The organism is Chryseobacterium viscerum (assembly GCF_002899945.2).
Taxonomy (GTDB): domain Bacteria; phylum Bacteroidota; class Bacteroidia; order Flavobacteriales; family Weeksellaceae; genus Chryseobacterium; species Chryseobacterium viscerum.
On the sequence record NZ_PPEG02000007.1, the window covers coordinates 1 to 17,647 of the forward strand.

The 17,647-nt window shown below is 33.1% G+C and carries 15 protein-coding genes and 3 tRNA genes; 6 read left to right on the forward strand and 12 right to left on the reverse strand.

All coding sequences use genetic code 11. The features are described from left to right. Nucleotides 1-299: 299 nt before the first annotated feature. Nucleotides 300-1,388, reverse strand: coding sequence for an SMP-30/gluconolactonase/LRE family protein (locus C1634_RS16495; RefSeq protein ID WP_109738776.1), 1,089 nt, complete (start codon nt 1,386-1,388; stop codon nt 300-302). A 295-nt stretch (nt 1,389-1,683) separates the two neighbouring features. Here C1634_RS16495 and C1634_RS16500 point away from each other — a divergent pair, with 295 nt between their 5' ends. Continuing rightward, nucleotides 1,684-2,736 (forward strand): sensor histidine kinase, encoded by a 1,053-nt coding sequence (locus C1634_RS16500; RefSeq protein ID WP_109738777.1) that lies wholly within the window; start codon nt 1,684-1,686, stop codon nt 2,734-2,736. A gap of 82 nt (nt 2,737-2,818) precedes the next feature. Next, entirely contained in the window at nt 2,819-3,523 is a 705-nt protein-coding gene (locus tag C1634_RS16505; protein ID WP_103235466.1) for a LytR/AlgR family response regulator transcription factor, read from the forward strand. A gap of 113 nt (nt 3,524-3,636) precedes the next feature. On the opposite strand, the gene gwsS is transcribed toward C1634_RS16505, so the two are convergent. From gwsS to C1634_RS16540, 7 genes are all read right to left on the reverse strand, one after another. Next, entirely contained in the window at nt 3,637-4,728 is a 1,092-nt protein-coding gene (gwsS, locus tag C1634_RS16510; RefSeq protein ID WP_103235465.1) for a grasp-with-spasm system SPASM domain peptide maturase, read from the reverse strand. Between the two features lie 163 nt (nt 4,729-4,891). Beyond that, nucleotides 4,892-5,818, reverse strand: a complete 927-nt coding sequence (locus C1634_RS16515) for an ATP-grasp domain-containing protein (RefSeq protein WP_123921491.1) — start codon at nt 5,816-5,818, stop codon at nt 4,892-4,894. Next, nucleotides 5,802-6,845 carry a hypothetical protein gene (locus C1634_RS16520; RefSeq protein ID WP_103235469.1) on the reverse strand — a complete coding sequence of 348 codons (1,044 nt, stop codon included), beginning with the start codon at nt 6,843-6,845 and terminating at the stop codon, nt 5,802-5,804. The genes C1634_RS16515 and C1634_RS16520 overlap by 17 nt, the downstream gene beginning before the upstream one ends. Nucleotides 6,846-6,899: 54 nt before the next feature. Beyond that, complete coding sequence (locus tag C1634_RS16525; RefSeq protein ID WP_103235468.1) at nt 6,900-7,160, reverse strand: hypothetical protein; 261 nt, start codon at nt 7,158-7,160, stop codon at nt 6,900-6,902. A 780-nt stretch (nt 7,161-7,940) separates the two neighbouring features. Next, a tRNA-Arg gene (locus C1634_RS16530) sits at nt 7,941-8,014 on the reverse strand. Nucleotides 8,015-8,046: 32 nt separating this feature from the next. Continuing rightward, a tRNA-Pro gene (locus C1634_RS16535) sits at nt 8,047-8,121 on the reverse strand. 14 nt (nt 8,122-8,135) lie between these two features. Further along, nucleotides 8,136-8,220: transfer RNA gene (locus C1634_RS16540), tRNA-Ser, on the reverse strand. A gap of 135 nt (nt 8,221-8,355) precedes the next feature. Between C1634_RS16540 and C1634_RS16545 the strand changes: the two genes are divergently transcribed. From C1634_RS16545 to C1634_RS16560, 4 genes are all read left to right on the forward strand, one after another. Next, nucleotides 8,356-9,381 (forward strand): N-acetylmuramoyl-L-alanine amidase, encoded by a 1,026-nt coding sequence (locus tag C1634_RS16545; RefSeq protein WP_103232477.1) that lies wholly within the window; start codon nt 8,356-8,358, stop codon nt 9,379-9,381. Nucleotides 9,382-9,453: 72 nt separating this feature from the next. After that, a complete protein-coding gene (gene aspA, locus C1634_RS16550) occupies nt 9,454-10,854 on the forward strand; it encodes an aspartate ammonia-lyase (RefSeq protein ID WP_103232476.1) in 1,401 nt (466 codons plus the stop codon). Nucleotides 10,855-10,943: 89 nt separating this feature from the next. Further along, a complete protein-coding gene (locus C1634_RS16555) occupies nt 10,944-11,798 on the forward strand; it encodes a glycosyltransferase (protein WP_103232475.1) in 855 nt (284 codons plus the stop codon). A 131-nt stretch (nt 11,799-11,929) separates the two neighbouring features. Next, nucleotides 11,930-12,970: a hypothetical protein gene (locus C1634_RS16560; RefSeq protein WP_109738779.1), complete on the forward strand. Its 1,041-nt coding sequence runs from the start codon at nt 11,930-11,932 to the stop codon at nt 12,968-12,970. Nucleotides 12,971-13,026: 56 nt separating this feature from the next. Here the strand turns inward: C1634_RS16560 and C1634_RS16565 are convergent, their stop codons facing one another. The 4 genes from C1634_RS16565 to C1634_RS16580 form a co-directional block, all read right to left on the reverse strand. Beyond that, nucleotides 13,027-14,526, reverse strand: a complete 1,500-nt coding sequence (locus tag C1634_RS16565) for a lipopolysaccharide biosynthesis protein (protein WP_109738780.1) — start codon at nt 14,524-14,526, stop codon at nt 13,027-13,029. 9 nt (nt 14,527-14,535) lie between these two features. Continuing rightward, on the reverse strand, nt 14,536-15,330 hold the full coding sequence (locus tag C1634_RS16570; protein ID WP_109738781.1) for an FkbM family methyltransferase: 795 nt from the start codon (nt 15,328-15,330) through the stop codon (nt 14,536-14,538). 265 nt (nt 15,331-15,595) lie between these two features. Continuing rightward, on the reverse strand, nt 15,596-16,261 hold the full coding sequence (locus C1634_RS16575; RefSeq protein ID WP_109738782.1) for a DUF2461 domain-containing protein: 666 nt from the start codon (nt 16,259-16,261) through the stop codon (nt 15,596-15,598). 150 nt (nt 16,262-16,411) lie between these two features. Then, nucleotides 16,412-17,641: an ABC transporter permease gene (locus tag C1634_RS16580; protein ID WP_103234415.1), complete on the reverse strand. Its 1,230-nt coding sequence runs from the start codon at nt 17,639-17,641 to the stop codon at nt 16,412-16,414. Nucleotides 17,642-17,647: the final 6 nt, after the last annotated feature.

Below are 17,647 nucleotides of genomic sequence, written 5' to 3' on the forward strand. Positions count from 1 at the left end.
AATTGCCACTGAGTAAGAGTTAAGTCTGTTGGATACATCAATTTTTTTGTTTTGCAGCTCTAAATTGACATTTTTAAGCCAATGAGTAACCCTTACTCTTTTTTTATACCGTTTTTAAACAGGCTCTAATAGTTTTCTTGCATAAGATTTTAATGAAGTCTATGAAAAACAAAAAAGACTCACAAAGATTGTGAGCCTTTAAGTGGTTATGGCAGGATCATTATCGAACATTTTTAGGGCTAAGGTGATGCCTTAGTCTGCTTAATTGCTTGATTTTTTTCTTACTATTTAATTTCAATTCAATTTTTCAGATCAAAGCTTGATATTGTATGAAAAGCATCTGCTTCTTTATTTTTTTCTCCTTGAAAAGTATCATAATTAACTACTAATAATTTCCCTTTATAGATAATAGTTTCACAAGGATTATCCAGTTTTCCATCGGAACCGTCTGCATTGTCATTTTCCCAAATCAGCGAAATTGTATTAGTATCTAAGTTAAGCTGATGTACACTGTTGTTCTCATAATTGGCGATAAAAATCGAATTTCTTTTTTCGTCATAAAAAAAACCGTCACAGCATTTTAACTGATCTGAATCGAAAACTATTGTATTCGATTTTACTTTTCCGTCTTTGTCAAATTCTAGTTTATTAATAACGCCATCTCCAAAATTTCCAGCGTATAAATTTCCTTTTTTATCAAAAGCAATCCCGTCAATTCCTATCGTGTTTTTCGTAACTTCTGGTTTTAAAGTAAAAGTTGCAATGATATAATTTTTCTTATTGGCTGTATCTAAAGTGATATTTTTAGAATTTAATTGTTTCATTGTAAAGCTGTAAATTCCGCTTCCTCTTCTGTTTTTAAATAATGCATCCGTTATATAAACCCGGTTTTTATACCATCTTACGGCTTCTCCGAAATTAAATCCCTCAACCAAAACTTCAGCATTTACAGGTTTTCCGTCTTTTACATTAATCCGAATCAATCTTGAAAAATTTTCATTCCCTGTAAAAAATTGATTATCCATTACATATAAATTTCCATCGGGACCAAATTCCATTCCCATTGGATGTACTTTTTTAGTAATAGGATGCAAAGGAAGCTGATCGAACCAAATGACGGGTTTGTCATTTTTATCAAAAGTTAGAATTCTGCTTCCATACTGATCAAATGTAGTTGGATTTGTGATCGATAAAAATAGATTGCCTTTTTTATCTAAAGCCATTCCGTCTGGCGTTTGGCAGGTTTCTCCCAAATCAGCAAACAAGGTTGGCTGTATGAGTTTAGAAGTCTTGCTGTATACTATTTCTTGTTTGGTCTCTTGCGAAAACAGGTTTAAGGTAGTCATTAGAAACAGAATACCAATTGCATTTTTAATTACTTTTTTCATTTCGTTTAGTTGGTTTAATCATTTCCCGTTAAAAGTTTTTTATATTACTTAACAGTGCTGTCGGTAGAATAATAAGTGTGATCATTTTGTTATTTTAAGCGAATATAATCACGTCATTATGATCCTGTTTTGAGCACAGTTAAAGAACCTGTTTAAGCATTCAAATAATTGATTTTTAAACTTTATTGAATTCGTATGCTGAAATGCAGTTTTTAGAAGCTAAAACAGACTATTCAGATTAATTGACGAACTTTATTTCTATATTTTGTTACTTTGCCGTCAATTAAGATATATAATGAATTTTATCAAGAGAATTGACTTAAAAAGGGCTGCGCTTCATTGCTTATACTGGATTTTCTTTTTGCTGTTTTTTTTCTCAAATAAATCTGATAATGAAGATTCTTATGCATTCATTTTTATTTATTCCTGTAAAATTTTAGCACAAGCCGCTGTTGCTTACGGTTTGATATACTGGATTATTCCGGAAACATTAAATAAAAAAAGATATTTATTTTTCATAATTTCTGCCTTAGGCTGGCTTTATATTGTTTTTGCTCTTTTAATAATTTTAAAATTTTATTATCTAGAACCCAGATTTCCAACTTTCTTTGATGACTGGATTGGACATACAATGACGGTTCGTGAACGTCTTACTTCGGGCAAATTGATATTAAAAGAGTTTTCTTTTATCACATATCCCGTTATTATTTTAGGATTTATAAGTTTTAATCGCAAACAACAGCGCCTTTTAAAATTGGAAGAAGAAAAAAGGTCAATAGAATTAAGGGTGCTGAAAAACCAGCTGAACCCTCATTTCTTGTTCAATACTTTAAATAATCTATATACTTTAACCCTAAAAAAAGATGATAAGGCACCTGAGGTAATTGCTAAATTATCTGAGATTTTAGACTTTGTTTTATATCGCTGCAATGAAGATTATGTTTCTGTAGAAAAAGAAATTATACTGATTGATAATTATATTGCTTTGGAAAAATTACGTTATGATGAAAACCGATTGGATATTTTATTTACGAAAGATATTCAGGAAACTAATAAAATTTCGCCTTTGATTGTGCTGACTTTTATCGAAAATGCTTTTAAGCATGGTGTAGTTAATGAAACTGAAAAAGCAACAATCAGGCTGAATTTAGAAAGCAAAAAAGGACAAATTATTTTTAGTATTGAGAACACGAAACCTCAAAATGGATTTTCCCAAATTTCAGACAAATCTAAAATTGGCTTAGAAAACGTCCGGAAACAATTGGATTTATTATATCCAAAAAAACATCAATTGGAAATTGAAGAAACGCAGATGTCTTATACCGTGAAGCTTTGTCTGAAAAATTAAAACGGGAAAGAATTATAATACTGCCAACAGACCATTTAAAACGATTAAATTAGCTTTTAGAATTCCAAACTACTTATCTCAAATGAAACATAGATGTATTATTGTTGACGACGAACCTTTGGCAAGAGAATTAATTGCTTCTCATTTGGCGAATTTTGAAAGTTTTGAGTTAGTAGATTCTTTTGAAAATGCATTGAGAGCATATTCCTTTTTAGAGCATCATTCTGTCGATTTAATCTTTTTAGATATTGAAATGCCACTACTGAAAGGAAATGATTTCTTGAAAAAATTAAAAAATCCGCCTAAAGTAATTTTTACAACAGCTTACAGAGAATATGCAATTGAAGGGTATGAGCTTAATGTGATCGATTATCTTTTGAAGCCCATTACTTTTGACCGTTTTTTTGTTTCAATAGAAAAGTTTAAACAGTTTCAAACTCCAAAGAAAGAAGTTAATGCGGGATCTGAAAGTCATATTTTTGTAACAAGCGGCAATAGGCACATTAAAATTATTTTTGATGAGATTATGTATATCGAAAGCCTGAAAGATTACATAACTATTCATTTGGAAAGTGGAAAATCACATCATATAAAACAGAATATTTCGGTTTTTGAAAAATTATTGAATTCTGAATTTATTCGAATTCATCGTTCTTTTATTATTCACACAAAAAAAATGACTGCTTATACCAAGAACGAAATTGAAATAAACTCTATAGAAATTCCCATTGGAAGCAGTTACAAAGAAAACTGGCAGAATTATTTGGAAAAAATTATTTCAAAATAAATAATAATTCAGTCCTTAGCTTTTGAAGTAAAAATTTTATTTTGTGAAATACTAATTATAATATTTCATATTGACAATTGGTTTATAATGATTTGTTAAAAACAAGTAGCCGGTTAGACTTTTTTGATAAAATCCGACATCTTGTAATGCTTAATTGCTTTTTGTTTCAGAGGGTTTGTACTCCATTCTTCCCATTCACCAGTGTAAGGATTGTAGCCACATTTTAAAGGTTTGGAAGTATCTAATCCTTGCCTATTAGTATGAGTTTGTTCAGTATAAGCTCTACAATCAGTACAGATATAACGAAATTCACAATCTTTGCAGACTTCTATACTATCTTTAGTTAAGTTCCAATATCTCTTAAATTCAGGATGACTTAGAGCATTTTCTAATGTTGTATCTCTTATGTTTCCGAAATTTTGATGCATTGAAGGACAGTTTTTAATGTTACCTTCTATATCTACTGCTATTTTTTTGTGAAGGCAGGAATTATGCTGCTTTGCTTCAAGATAAAAGTTACGATTAAGATTGATATTTTTTAAATTAATCAATCCACAACTTAAAGGGATATTAATTTTATTTTTAATGATATTTAGATGGACGTGGTCTAAAATTTGAAAATCTTGTTCATTCGATGAATGCAATATAAAATGAAGAAATTTATTTGAAATTTTGTAGTGATTCTCATTGATAAATGTAACCAATTTTAAGTCATAATTTACAACAACTGATACTTCGTTAATACTGGAATCATTAAACAAATATAAGTTAGAAATTACTTTTATTATATCATTTAATTCCAGTTCTGAAAATCTGATTTGTAGATATTTAATTTTCAAATCACAAATCTGTTGTATTAGCACATCATTTAAGGCACCAGAATTGTTGACATCTAAAATCAAATAGTCAACATGAGAAGGAGTTTCTTTAAATTCTGATGTATTCTTAAAAGTTGATAATTCTTTCTTAGAATTTAGAATAACCCCTAATTTATTATCTATGATGAAATTAAGGTACTCTTCTAAAGTTTGTAAACTCTCATTATCTAGTTGTTTTTTTAATACAGAATAGTTTTGATGTTCATTTGATAGTAAATCAAAAAAAGCAATCGGAATGAATTGTAAAAATCCAGTACTTGCATCTAAAATAATAGAATTTTTAGCACCTCTAGTAATTTTAACTGAATCAAATAGTTTTAAAAACATACTTAATACAAAAGGGAATAATGTTTTTGTGCACGAAAAATTTTTGTTTTTCTACTTTTTTTATCTTTATTTTCGGAATATTTAACCTGAGATATACTGTTACTTTTCTTCCATTCTTGTAGACAATATTCCATTCCTTTTAGATGTAATTCTTTTTTTTCTTTCATAATAAATCTGCTATATATTTTTCAATCTGATAGTTTCCATAATAACTGACTTGGTGAAATTGCCCTAATGGATTCACTTCTAAAAAATAGTAATCTTCATCAGACTTTAATAAGTCAATCGTTCCACACTTTAAGTTCAGCTTCTTTGCTAATTTTAAAATTTTCCTTTTCTGTTCTAATGGAAGCACAAGAGGAAGGTACTTTTTCTCTATCTCTTTTATGTTCCTGATATCAACATTGCCTGAAAAATCAAATGTAGCAATTGCCCAAATCTGCTTTTCAAAAAAAAATGCCCTTATTTCATAAAGACAATCAATCTTTCTTTGGATTAATGAAGGTATAATACTTTCTTTTTTATCATGAGTATTATTTAGGTCTATTTCATATGTGTAATTCAGATACAAGTCATTTTCAACGACAATAGGCTTCATTTCAGAGACTGCTTTTGTAATATAGGTCTGAGAAATGTCAATCTGTTCCAAGTCATTCAATTCTGATAAAATATAGGTGTCAGGGATTTTTAAACCTAAAGATTTTGCTAAAAGTAAAACTTCTAATTTATTAACTTCTTTGGTAAGGAGGTTTCCAAATATACTAACTCCATTTACCTTGAAATAATAATAGATAAACTCCGATATAGACTTAAGTTCCGAATTATAAAAATCAACTAAATTACTATCTATTTCCCCTGTTATTGTATCGTAATAGATCCCTCCATTTCTATAGAATACTGAACTGAAGTCCTCTAATTTATACTCAATGGCCCCAATAGAAATTTTGAAAATATCTTTTTTGAAATCAAAAAACACGTTTGTAATATATTGATTCTCATTAAGTCTTACAAAATCTTTATTTTGATAAGACAACCAAGTACAAATCTCATCGGTCATAGTATCATTATCCACACTAATGAGTAGTATCATCTAACTTAATTAAGTACTTTTTAAACAACTCAGCATCATTATTATTATTAAACTTAAAACCTTCTATAGTAATACTCGTGAAAATATAATCTTTATTACTTAAAAAGAATATATTTTTACGAGTCTCCTCTTCAGTTGATGTCAGACCTATTAATTTTCTTTTTCTATTAATCTCTTTTATTTTAGTATTTACTTCTGCAGCTCTCTTTTCTGGTAAGATTGCTTCGGATATATAACAACAATCTGTTTTCTCATTATTAACAGTAAATTGATAAATTTTAAAAAATGAATAATCCTTTGTCCCATTATTTAAATCAAATAATTGCCCTGCGATGTCAGGTCTTATCTTTCCTTCATTCAAAGCCCTTAATATTTCCTTAGAGAAATTAACTTTCTGACTGCTGTAGTGATTATTAGCTAATTGATGCCAAATAATGTAATAAAATTTTTGATAAAACATATTGTCTGCTGAAGCCAGTCCAATATTGTACTCATTAGGAAACCCTTTTTTTTGAATTAATCTAAGTAAGTTTGTGGATGTAATACTATCACTTTTTGTAAGATCTTTTTTATACGCTTCATAGTTTCCTCCTGACAATTTTCTGTAATATTGGTCAATGTCATACAGTGAATCTAAGGTTTTTTTATATTGCAAATCAACCTTGTTTTCACAAGATTTTATTTTATATTTCTCGTTATTTTTAAAGTTTTCAGATAAAAAATTAATATCAAACTCCTTTCCTAAACATTTTAATGAATGGTAATCATAATAAGCATTTTCAAAGTCTTTTACTCTTAAAGCCACATTCATACTATTTTGTAAATCTTTAGCATATGGGTACTTGAATTCTTTAAAAGCTTCTTTATAGAGATTATTTGCACTTACTAAATCATTAATAATAATTTTATTTTCAGCTTCATTTATTAGCTCAAAATATTTAATAAGATACTGATTTTTTATCTCAAAATCTTGAGCACTTATTGTTAAATTGACTATTATAGACAGAAATACTAATATACTTTTCATTGATATTTGTAATTGTAAAATGAGAAGCAATTACGCTTCTCATTTTTTTCTTTTTTAAGGGTTACAAGATTTATTTATTTGGTATGTTCCATTATACCCCATACCTCCGTTATGGAAATCCAAATCACTTGTATAACCTGTACACACGCATGCACCTCCGGGACCTGAAGGCAGTTCAACTTCTCCACCTCCCGTAACTGTTGGTTCAACTCCAAGTGCAAAACTTGGTAAAGTAGGGCCCCCTCCTAAAACTGTTGATAATTTCTCGTTTTGAAGTTGAAAAATTCCTAATTTTTGTAATGATTTTGTTTTCATCAAATAAATTTAAAATGTTAATAATCATTTGCTATATTCATTGTGTATTGATCTATTTGGCAACGAATATTATGGCAAATAAATACATTTATTAAAACAGAATCAAACTTTATTGGATTTTTTAATAATTTTAATTTTTATAATTATTTAATGTATTCATATAAAATTATTATAAAAGCTAACATTTTATATAAAAATGAATATTATCAATATTTTAGCAATTAATTAGTTTTTTTTAATTTAAGTTTTAAATGCTTGTCTTTTTTATTTCGAAACTCATATTGTGTAAAAAAATCTATTTAATCCAGAATGTTTAGAATTGATTTCAGGGTAGGCTTATATATCTTAAGAAAAGTAGTGTGCGTTTTTTAAGATCCACGATTGATAATAATATTCAAAATAGGAAATACCAAGTGCTTATTAAATTTATCAGGAAGATGATATGATGGAAATTTTGGTATTGACCAGAATATAAAACTTCATTTGAATAGTTGAGTCCAAAAATAGAGAATAGAAATTCTATTTTCCAAAATATCCCAATATAGAAAAATCTACAATCAGAATATTCAAAAAATCGGTCGCAATGCCTCAGCAGAATCGCTCAATGCAAAAATAAAAAACTTTAGATTACCGCTTCGCAGAGTAAGAGATCGAACGTTTTTCATATTCATAATATCAAAACTTTTTTGCGTAGTTCACAAGGTTTGATATTAATCCATAGATCATAAAATTCAGCTATATAAAAACAAAAAAGACTCACAAAAATTGTGAGTCTTTAAGTGAGCGCGAAAGGATTCGAACCTTTGACCGTCTGCTTAGAAGGCAGATGCTCTATCCAGCTGAGCTACGCACCCATTGAGTAGTTTTGAGAAAACTACTAAAACAGTCGGGGCGGCAGGATTCGAACCTGCGACCTCCTGGTCCCAAACCAGGCGCGATGACCGGACTACGCTACGCCCCGAATATATAAGTGAGCGGAGGGTAAGGGATTCGAACCCTTGCGACACTTTCGCGTCGACAGTTTAGCAAACTGCTCCATTAACCACTCTGGCAACCCTCCTTTTTGTTTATTTTTTAATGATCGTTGTTCCGTTATTGCGAGTGCAAATATAGAATAGATTTCTTTATTTACCAAATAAAATTCAAGAAAAATTTGTGTATTTTTGAAGTAATAAATCATCCAAAAACCAAACTGATGCGTAAAACATTATATATCATCGGATTAAGCACTTTTGTTTTTTCATGTACTTCTCAACAAAATGTAAAAAAAAATACTTACAAACCGAAAACCCCGGTAACACAGGCGAAACCGACTGTTCAGACAACAGCTCCGGTTGCTCCAAAACCAAAAGTTGTCTCTGATCATGGAGTAGATTTTTTTACTACTAATATAGCAGACCCAACAAAAAATGATAATACGGCAAGTTATGGTTCTATTGTATCTGCAAAACCAGCCGGATATAAAGTAGTGAAGACTTATTTTCCTGCGGTTGCCCAAAACTTCAGACAGCGTTATTTAATATTACATTATACAGCACTTCTGGACGATAAGTCGATTAGCGTTCTTACCCAGCAGGCAGTGAGTGCCCATTATCTGGTAAATAATACCGGAGATAACGAGATTTATCAACTGGTAGACGAAAACAAACGCGCATACCATGCAGGAGTAAGCGCCTGGAGAAATGACAAGAATCTTAACGATACCTCTATCGGGATTGAAATTGTAAATATGGGTTATACCACAGATGCTACGGGAAAAAGAACCTTTGCTCCTTTCAGTGATGAGCAGGTGAAAAAAGTAGCAGCATTGGTTAAAGATATTGTGACAAGATATCAGATTCAGGCAACCAATGTATTGGCTCATTCAGATATTGCTCCTACAAGAAAACAGGATCCTGGGCCAATGTTCCCATGGAAAAAGCTGTATGACGAGTACCAGGTTGGAATGTGGTATGATGAGGCAGCCAAGCAAACTTATCTTGAGCCGGCACAAGCTGATATTACGGCCAGATATAATGATTCCAGCTTTATTTTCCTTATTCAGACCGGATTGCAGAAATTCGGATATGGGTTGGATCTTAGTGGAAAATGGGATGATGCTACTAAGAAAACCATTGAAGCATTCCAGTACCATTTCCGTCCACAGAATTATGATGGAATCATGGATGCCGAAACATGGGCAATACTGCAAGCTTTAAATCAAAAATATCCAGTAAAATAATTCAAATTAAAGCGCATCGGTTAGATGCGTTTTTGCTATCTTTAAACGATCAAAAACAGTAAAATATCTGTAATGGAAAATTTCAGAAAAGAAAGTGATCTATTAGGCGAACTGAATGTGCCTTTAGATGCTTATTATGGGGTTCAGACACAAAGAGCTATCGACAATTTTAAAATTTCAGGACAACTTTTGTCTTCGTATCCGGACTTCATAAAAGGGCTGGCTTTTGTAAAGAAAGCAGCAGCAAAAACCAATTATGAACTAGGACTTTTAGACGAAAACCTGTATTTCAAAATAGCAGAAGCGTGTGATGAAATTGTAGAAGGGAAATATCACGACCAGTTTCCGGTAGATATGATCCAAGGTGGGGCAGGAACTTCCATCAACATGAATGCGAATGAAGTGATTGCAAACATCGTGTTGGAAAAATTAGGTAAAAATAAAGGAGAATACGAATTCTGTTCACCGAATGACCATATCAACCTTTCCCAGTCAACCAACGATGCTTATCCTACCGCTATCAAAATGGGATTGCTGCAGATGAACATCGGTTTGGTAGAAAAGCTTGAGAAAATTATCGCAGCTTTCCGTGCAAAAGGAGAGGAGTTTCATGATGTTATCAAAATGGGACGTACACAGCTTCAGGATGCAGTACCCATGACATTGGGACAGGAATTTGAAGCCTATGCAGCTACTTTAGAAGAAGATATTTCTAAGCTGAATAACAATGCAGACCTTTTCGTAGAAGTGAATATGGGAGCAACAGCGATCGGAACAGGATTAAATGCTCCGGTGGGATATGCTGTTCTTTGTGCTAAAAATTTAGCTCAGATTACAGGATTTCCGATTGTTTCAGCTCCGAACTTAGTAGAAGCTACGCCAGATACGGGGTCGTATGTAATTTACTCTTCAGCAACGAAACGTCTTGCCGTGAAATTATCAAAAATCTGTAATGATTTAAGATTGCTTTCATCAGGTCCAAGAGCGGGTCTTTTTGAAATCAACCTTCCGCCAATGCAGCCAGGATCTTCTATTATGCCGGGTAAAGTAAATCCGGTGATTCCTGAAGTGGTAAACCAGGTTTGTTTCAAAGTATTCGGGAACGATCTTACGGTGACTTTTGCAGCAGAAGCTGGACAATTACAGCTTAACGTAATGGAGCCGGTACTTTCTCATGCGATCATGGAAAATATCAACTTCCTTTGCAATGCTTTGGATACTCTTCGTGAGAAATGTGTGGTAGGTATTACGGCTAATAAAGAAATTTGCCTTAATATGGTAAAACACAGCATTGGTATTGTGACAGCATTGAATCCTTATATCGGATACAAACAGTCCACACAAATTGCTAAAGAAGCATTGGAAACAGGAAAAAGTGTATACAACCTTGTTCTTGAAAAAGGAATTCTTTCCCAGGAAAAACTGGACGAAATCCTTGATCCTAAAAATATGCTGAAACCGCATAACAAATAAATTCTTTAAACGATCAATGATCAATGATAATTGGTGTCTTAAAAAGCTTCTTATCATTGATCTTTAATCATTAATTACTTATAATTCACGTGAGGTTTTTAATCATAATTCCTGCCCATAACGAAGAAGACAACCTCTCCTTTACTCTCGATTCTTTACAACAGCAAAGCAGCAAAGATTTTAGAGTAGTGGTAGTGAATGACGGTTCTACAGACAAAACGGCTGAAATTATCAGGAAATATACAGAAACTGATTCCCGTTTTGAAACCGTTACCCTTCAAGAATCTGAACATCAGCCCGGATCTAAAGTCGTTCATGCTTTTAAAAGTGGACTGAAGACTCAATCTATGGATGAATTTGATATCATCTGTAAATTTGATGCCGATATCATTCTTCCGGAAAACTACCTGACAGCAATAGAAAATGCCTTTGCAGGGAATCCCAGATACGGATTGGTAGGAGGACTTTTGTATGTAGAAAAAGACGGAAACTGGGTCTATGAAGGGAATTCCAATAAGCATCATGTAAGAGGTCCTATGAAAGCTTATCGGAAAGAATGTTTCATTCATATTGGAGGCTTAAGAGAGACACTGGGTTGGGATAATATAGATTCTATACTATTGGAAAACTTAGGATGGAAAGAAGTTGTTCTTTCGGAACTCCAGGTGAAACTGATTAAAGTAAAAGGAACTGATTACACAATACGGCCTGCAGATTACTATGGCAGGTACTTTTATTTCTTAGGACTCAACAGGTTTCTCGCTTATATAGCTTCTTCAAAGGAAGCGATGAAAAGCAAATCTGCCGGTTTTTTCTTTGATATTATTAAGTCTTATGAAAACTGCAGATCAAAGAAATTGGAACTGAAAATTACGAAAGAAGAACAAAAAGCTGTTAACGATCAACGTTGGAGAATGTTGAAGAAGAAATGGCTGAAGATGTAGAAGGTAAATTATTTTGTTCGTTGACCATATGTATCAATACGAATGGGCTTTAGCCCATTTAACAAAAAAATAAAAACTCAATTGGCTTTAGCCCAAACTTATACAATAGAAACTTAATTACCATTTAACCATTGAAAAAAATAGCGTACATAGAAATAGACACCCACGCAGAAATTGCTCAGGCTTTCATGGATATTATGAAGGGATCTCAGGATTTTGAGGTAGACTATTATTTTTCAAAAAAAATCAAAGATCAGATCAATCATAGCAATAAAGCTATATTCTTATCGGACAGCTCTATGATTTTGGATCAGTTAAGGGGAAAAGGGTATGATTTAGTTGTTATAGGGACTGTACATCGTTATTTTAATACCTTTTTAGCTATAACAAAAAAGTACAATACAGCAATTATTACACATAATCTCAATTTTACAAAAGCCTCAAAATTAGATCTGATGAAAAGTGTCTTCAAAGGAGATGTTATTTTCAGGTTAAAATTGTGGATGAAAGAAGGATTATTCTACAAAACTAAAGTGTATCAGACCTCCAGATCTCTTTTCGTACTGGATGAAGCACTGATTTCGGAGAGACATCGGTTTTTACCTCTGTTTTATACAAGAGATTTTGATAAAACTAAAAACGAGGATCTGGTGATTGTCATTCCTGGAGGAGTTTCTCAGAATAGAAGAGATTATGCTTATATTTTTGAAACCCTTCAGAATCTGAAAACAGATAAACGTTGTCAGTTTATATTTCTGGGAAAAGCTAACGGACATGAGTTAAAACGACTTGAACAGTTATCTGAAAAGCTGCCTGAAAATATCGAGATTACGTATTTTTCCGAAAGAGTTTCTTCTGAAGACTTTGAAAAATGGATGAAGAAAGCGGATATTCTATGGTGTCCTATTCAGCAGGAAACAGAGTTTTTCAGCATGAAAGAAACGTATGGACTCACTAAAATGACCGGAAATCTTGGTGATGCCGTAGCGTATGGGAAATTGGCTGTTTTTCCTAGGAATTACCCGTCAAAACTTGATTTTATCATTCCTGAAAAAGGAAATATTCTTGATCAATTAACAGCACTTTCAGAGGCTCCATTTGACTTTTATAAAACGTATAGCAAGAAAGAAGTTCAGAAAAAGCTGGAACAGTTTTTAAACGGCTTAATGTAACTATTTGATTCCTGATTTCTACAGAAGAGTAGTATTCTCTGCTTTCTTACTTCAATTTATTTGATCTTAAAGACACTTTTAATAAATTTCATATTCAGATAGTCTTCAACCGGGAAAATCTTGGTGAAATAATTTCCAATATAGATCAGTAACAGAACTACAGCAGGTTTATAAATAAGATTGAGCAGATTGCTGCTGAAATTAGGAAGAACGATGGCTACAGTAATGGCTAAAGTACAGATGATAGAAACAAAAATCATTTCAATGCTCAAAGGTGAAACCTTAAATACAATATAATTGAAAACAATTTTCACGACGTTGTAAATAGTAAGAGAAATAGCTGTAGATAGCGCAATTCCAATCAGTTTCAAATCTGTATTTTTAATGAAATAATAATTCAGTCCGATAGTCAGTCCGGCCAGCAAAAGCATGACCAGGATATTGAATCTATAATATTTTGAAAGAGAGATAATGTTTCCATTAAATCCGGTTGCCAGGTCTATTAATACGGCAGAACCCCAGATCCAGACTACGGGTTCATATTCTCTGAGCATGGTTCCGTTCTTTGGCATAAATTGTGTCAGGTAAGGGAATCCAACCATGATGCAGGAGAATAAAACGGCTCCAAGAAAATACAGCGTTAAAGACGTTTTTTTATGAAATCTGTCCAATTCTACCATATCCCCATCTGCAAGAGTTTTGTTGATGATAGGTGCAGAAATATTAAACAATCCAAGCTGTGGAATAGAGATCAATGAAATCAAGGCGTATAAAACTGAGTAGATTCCTACTTCTTCCATACCCATAAATTCTCCGATCATAAAGCTGTTGATCGCCAGATAATTTCCAAAAGTTCCCAGAAATCCGAAGAAACTGTAATTGAAAAACTCTTTCCAGAAATTATTTTTCTTAAAATAATCCGTACTGAAATCCAGCTGGATCTTTTCAAGTTTGTTCGTGTAATAAATATAGCCCAAAAGCATCAATAAGAATATTCCAAAAAAGAAAGCGAATGCAATGTTCTGTGATGTCACAGCAGTCATATGCTGCGATAAAGCAAAGAAAAAGAGGCAGAAAGCTCCCAGGTTGGCTATTTTCGGAAATAGATTGTCGAAAATATTGGAAACAACAATTCTTTTATAATTGGAAGTGTATTTATTGAAAATGGTACAAAATGAAAGAATTAAAATCAACGGAAGAATCATTTCCTTGATCTTCCATGCTTCCGAATGCCTGAATTTCGGGTAAAAATAGGGGAGTATAAAAAATACAACCGTGAAAATAAGAAAGTTGATAAAAACAGTCAGCAGCGATAATGACAGCATATTCTGTTTTTTACCGTCTTTTTCTACGGTATGAAAAAATTTCACGTTGGAATAGGAAATTCCCAGTACTACAAAAGGAACCAGCATCTCTGCAGTCGGAAGAATGTAGCGCAGCTTTCCATAAAATTCAAAATCATTCGGAAATATGAATATTGCGGAAACGGTGCCCAGCAAAAACCCAATATAACCGATAATGGAATATTTGAAGCCTTGTCTCGCTACTATACTCATAAAGTCGTTTTAAATGTTTTTAGGTATAAAAATAATATTGTTGATGTACTGAGTTTTATTTTTTTCGTCGTTTGTATTTTGTGTTATAATATCTTCGGTAAGATTCTCCAGCATAAAGCTGTTTCTGTTCAGATATTTGGCTTCATATCCCCAGTTCATCACTTCAGATATTTCGTTCCATATGGGTGTTTGGTGGTGTCTTTGTTCCATCTCGACCATTAAAGTAGGCTTGAACTGTCTGATGGTTTCTTTTGCTCCGAGAAGTGTTTTTATTTCGTTTCCTTCAACGTCTATTTTAATGAAATCAAGCCTGTTGAAATGTTCCAGTGCAGCCCACTCATCAAGTTTGATCACTTTCACTTTCTCTGTATAACTTTTTTCTTCTCCTTTTTCCTTGTAAGAAGTATTTAAAGTTCCACGGGAAGCAATCGTTTTTCCGTTAATAATGGGTACTTTGAACTCTGCAATTCTGTTTTCGTCAGAAAGAGCCAGAGGAAAGATGCGCATTGCCGGGAAAAGCCTTTTCAATCGTCGGTAAAGCTTTTTATTGGGTTCAAAACCATAAATATGCTCATGATCCAGCGTGTTTTCAAGCTGGTAAAGGAAAGTTCCTACATTCGCACCAATGTCCAATATCACAGCATTTTTAGGAAGGTATTCTTTGATCCATACCAATTCCGGTTCTACATTACGTTCCGAAAAATTATTTTTACTAAGATTATTTAAACTTTTAAAATATCTTTTTTTGTAGAAATTCGGACTTATGTATTGTAGTTTTTCAGCGAGTTTTTGGTATAAAGACATCGTAAGTTTTTTGGCGAACAGCAAAGGTAAGGAAAAATGTAAAACTTTTCTTAAAAAATGTTAATTATAATAATCTGATTTTCAGGAGTTATGCTTTGTGCCTGTTTTTGTAATCAACTAAACTCTAATGTATTTAAATTTGTCACAGAGACATCTCAGTGCTTTAGACATAGCCAATACTCACAATAATTGTAAAAATAGCTTTGCCCTTGATCTGAAAGACTTGATATACCAATTTTCACTAATTCTCTGATGAGACAACAGATCAAAGAAAGGGCGTATTCAGGAAATCATTGAAAGGTTTCATGAGTTTGAAAACTTTTGTCATGTTTTTCACCGCATTTTTATCGAGTACTTCTTGGTCTTTCAAAGAATAGACTACAATAAAATTCTTAAGCTTCAGATATTCACCCATTGGATCTTCCTTTTCAAAGCCCTGAGGAACTTTCTTCAGTTTGTCATCCTGGTCCACTTCCGGAAAATGTTTTTTGAAATCTTTGTTGTTGAGAATTTTAAGAAAATCGTCTCCGTACAATGAAATTTCCTTACGTACTTCTTTCAAAACAGAAGATTCGGGCATATAGATTCCTCCTGCTAAAAATGATTTTCCAGGTTCCATGTGGAGATAATAACCTCCTTTCTGATTTCCTTTTCCCATTCCAAGAGAAGCTCCGAAGTTAGTCTTATAAGGAGATTTGTCTTTTGAAAACCGGGTATCTCTGTAAATTCTGAATAATGCCTTTTTGCTGTCAATCTTAGCAAGTTCTTCGTCAAAACCGGACATCTCCTTAATCAGCTCATCCAGAAATGAAACAATATTTTGCTGAGATTCTGTGTACAGGTTTTTATTTTCATTAAACCATTCGCGGTTATTATTTTTATTTAATTTTTTTAAAAAATCAAATGTTTTCGAAGAAACGATTGCAGACATATTGTGTTAAGTGTTTTTTTATTGTTGTTAAGTGATACTCAAAATGGCTTCTCAACCCCGGATCCCGTAACCCGAATCCCGAAACTCAAATCAAAATTTCAAAGTCTCGAATCTCGTAACCCGGATCCCGCAACCCAAATGTAAAAAAAACTATTCATATCTCAATGCCTCGATAGGATCAAGTTTTGATGCTTTCAATGCAGGATAATATCCGAAAAACACTCCAGTAACAGCACAGACAATGAATGAAACAATAATCGAAGATTCCGTAATAAAAGTAGGCCAGGAGAGGAAGAAAGTAACCAATTCTGAAGACAGGATTCCTAATAGTACTCCAAGAATTCCGCCGGTGATACTGATAAGCACGGCTTCAATAAGAAACTGGTACAGAATATCTTTTCCTCTTGCACCAATAGACATTCTCAGCCCGATTTCTTTCGTCCGTTCTGTAACGGATACGTACATGATATTCATAATTCCAATTCCTCCTACAATCAGAGAAATTCCGGCAATAGCTGATAAAAGTACGGTCAGAAGCTGGCTGGTTGAGCTCATGGTAGAGATAAGCTCCGCCTGAGTTCTTACGCTGAAGTCGTCATTGCTTCCATCAGCAGGCAGTTTATGCTGTTTTCTTAAAATCTCCGAAACCTGATCTGTAGCCTGCTGCGACGTGTTTTCATTCGTAGAAGCTGCATACATGGTCTGAACATAAGTAATTCCTAAAAATCTTCTCTGAACGGTATTGAATGGAGCAATGATCACATCATCCTGATCCTGTCCAAATGCATTAGACCCTTTTGAAGCCAGAATTCCAATGATTTTCATAGGAACTTTATTGAACCTGATGATACTCCCCACCGCATCTTCGCCGTTAGGAAATAAATTATTGTAAACCGTTTGTCCCAAGAGACAGACTTTGTTGGAAGAAGTAACATCCTTTTTGGTAAAAAGATTGCCCTCGGCAATACTCCAGTCTCTGATGCTGAAATATTCTTCATTCACGCCTTGCAATTGAGTAGGCCAGTTGTTGGGTCCGTTGATAGACTGCCCGTTGGTCTGTACAGCGGGAGATACATAAGAAACATCAGGTGCTCCTTTTGAAATGGCATCTGCATCCTGGGGTTTCAAGGTCTGTAGTCCCGAAGCACCAATTCTGGCACCTCCGGAAACATTTACATTGCTGGATGGACGAATGGTAATCATATTTGATCCCATGGATGAAAGCTGATCACTGATGCTTTTTTTTGAGCCCTCTCCAATCGCGGTCATCGCAATCACTGAAGCCACACCGATAATGATGCCAAGCATGGTTAAAAATGCACGAAGCTTATTTCTTAAAAGAGCTTTCCAGGCAATTCTGAAGAGGTTTGAAATGTTCATTGCAGT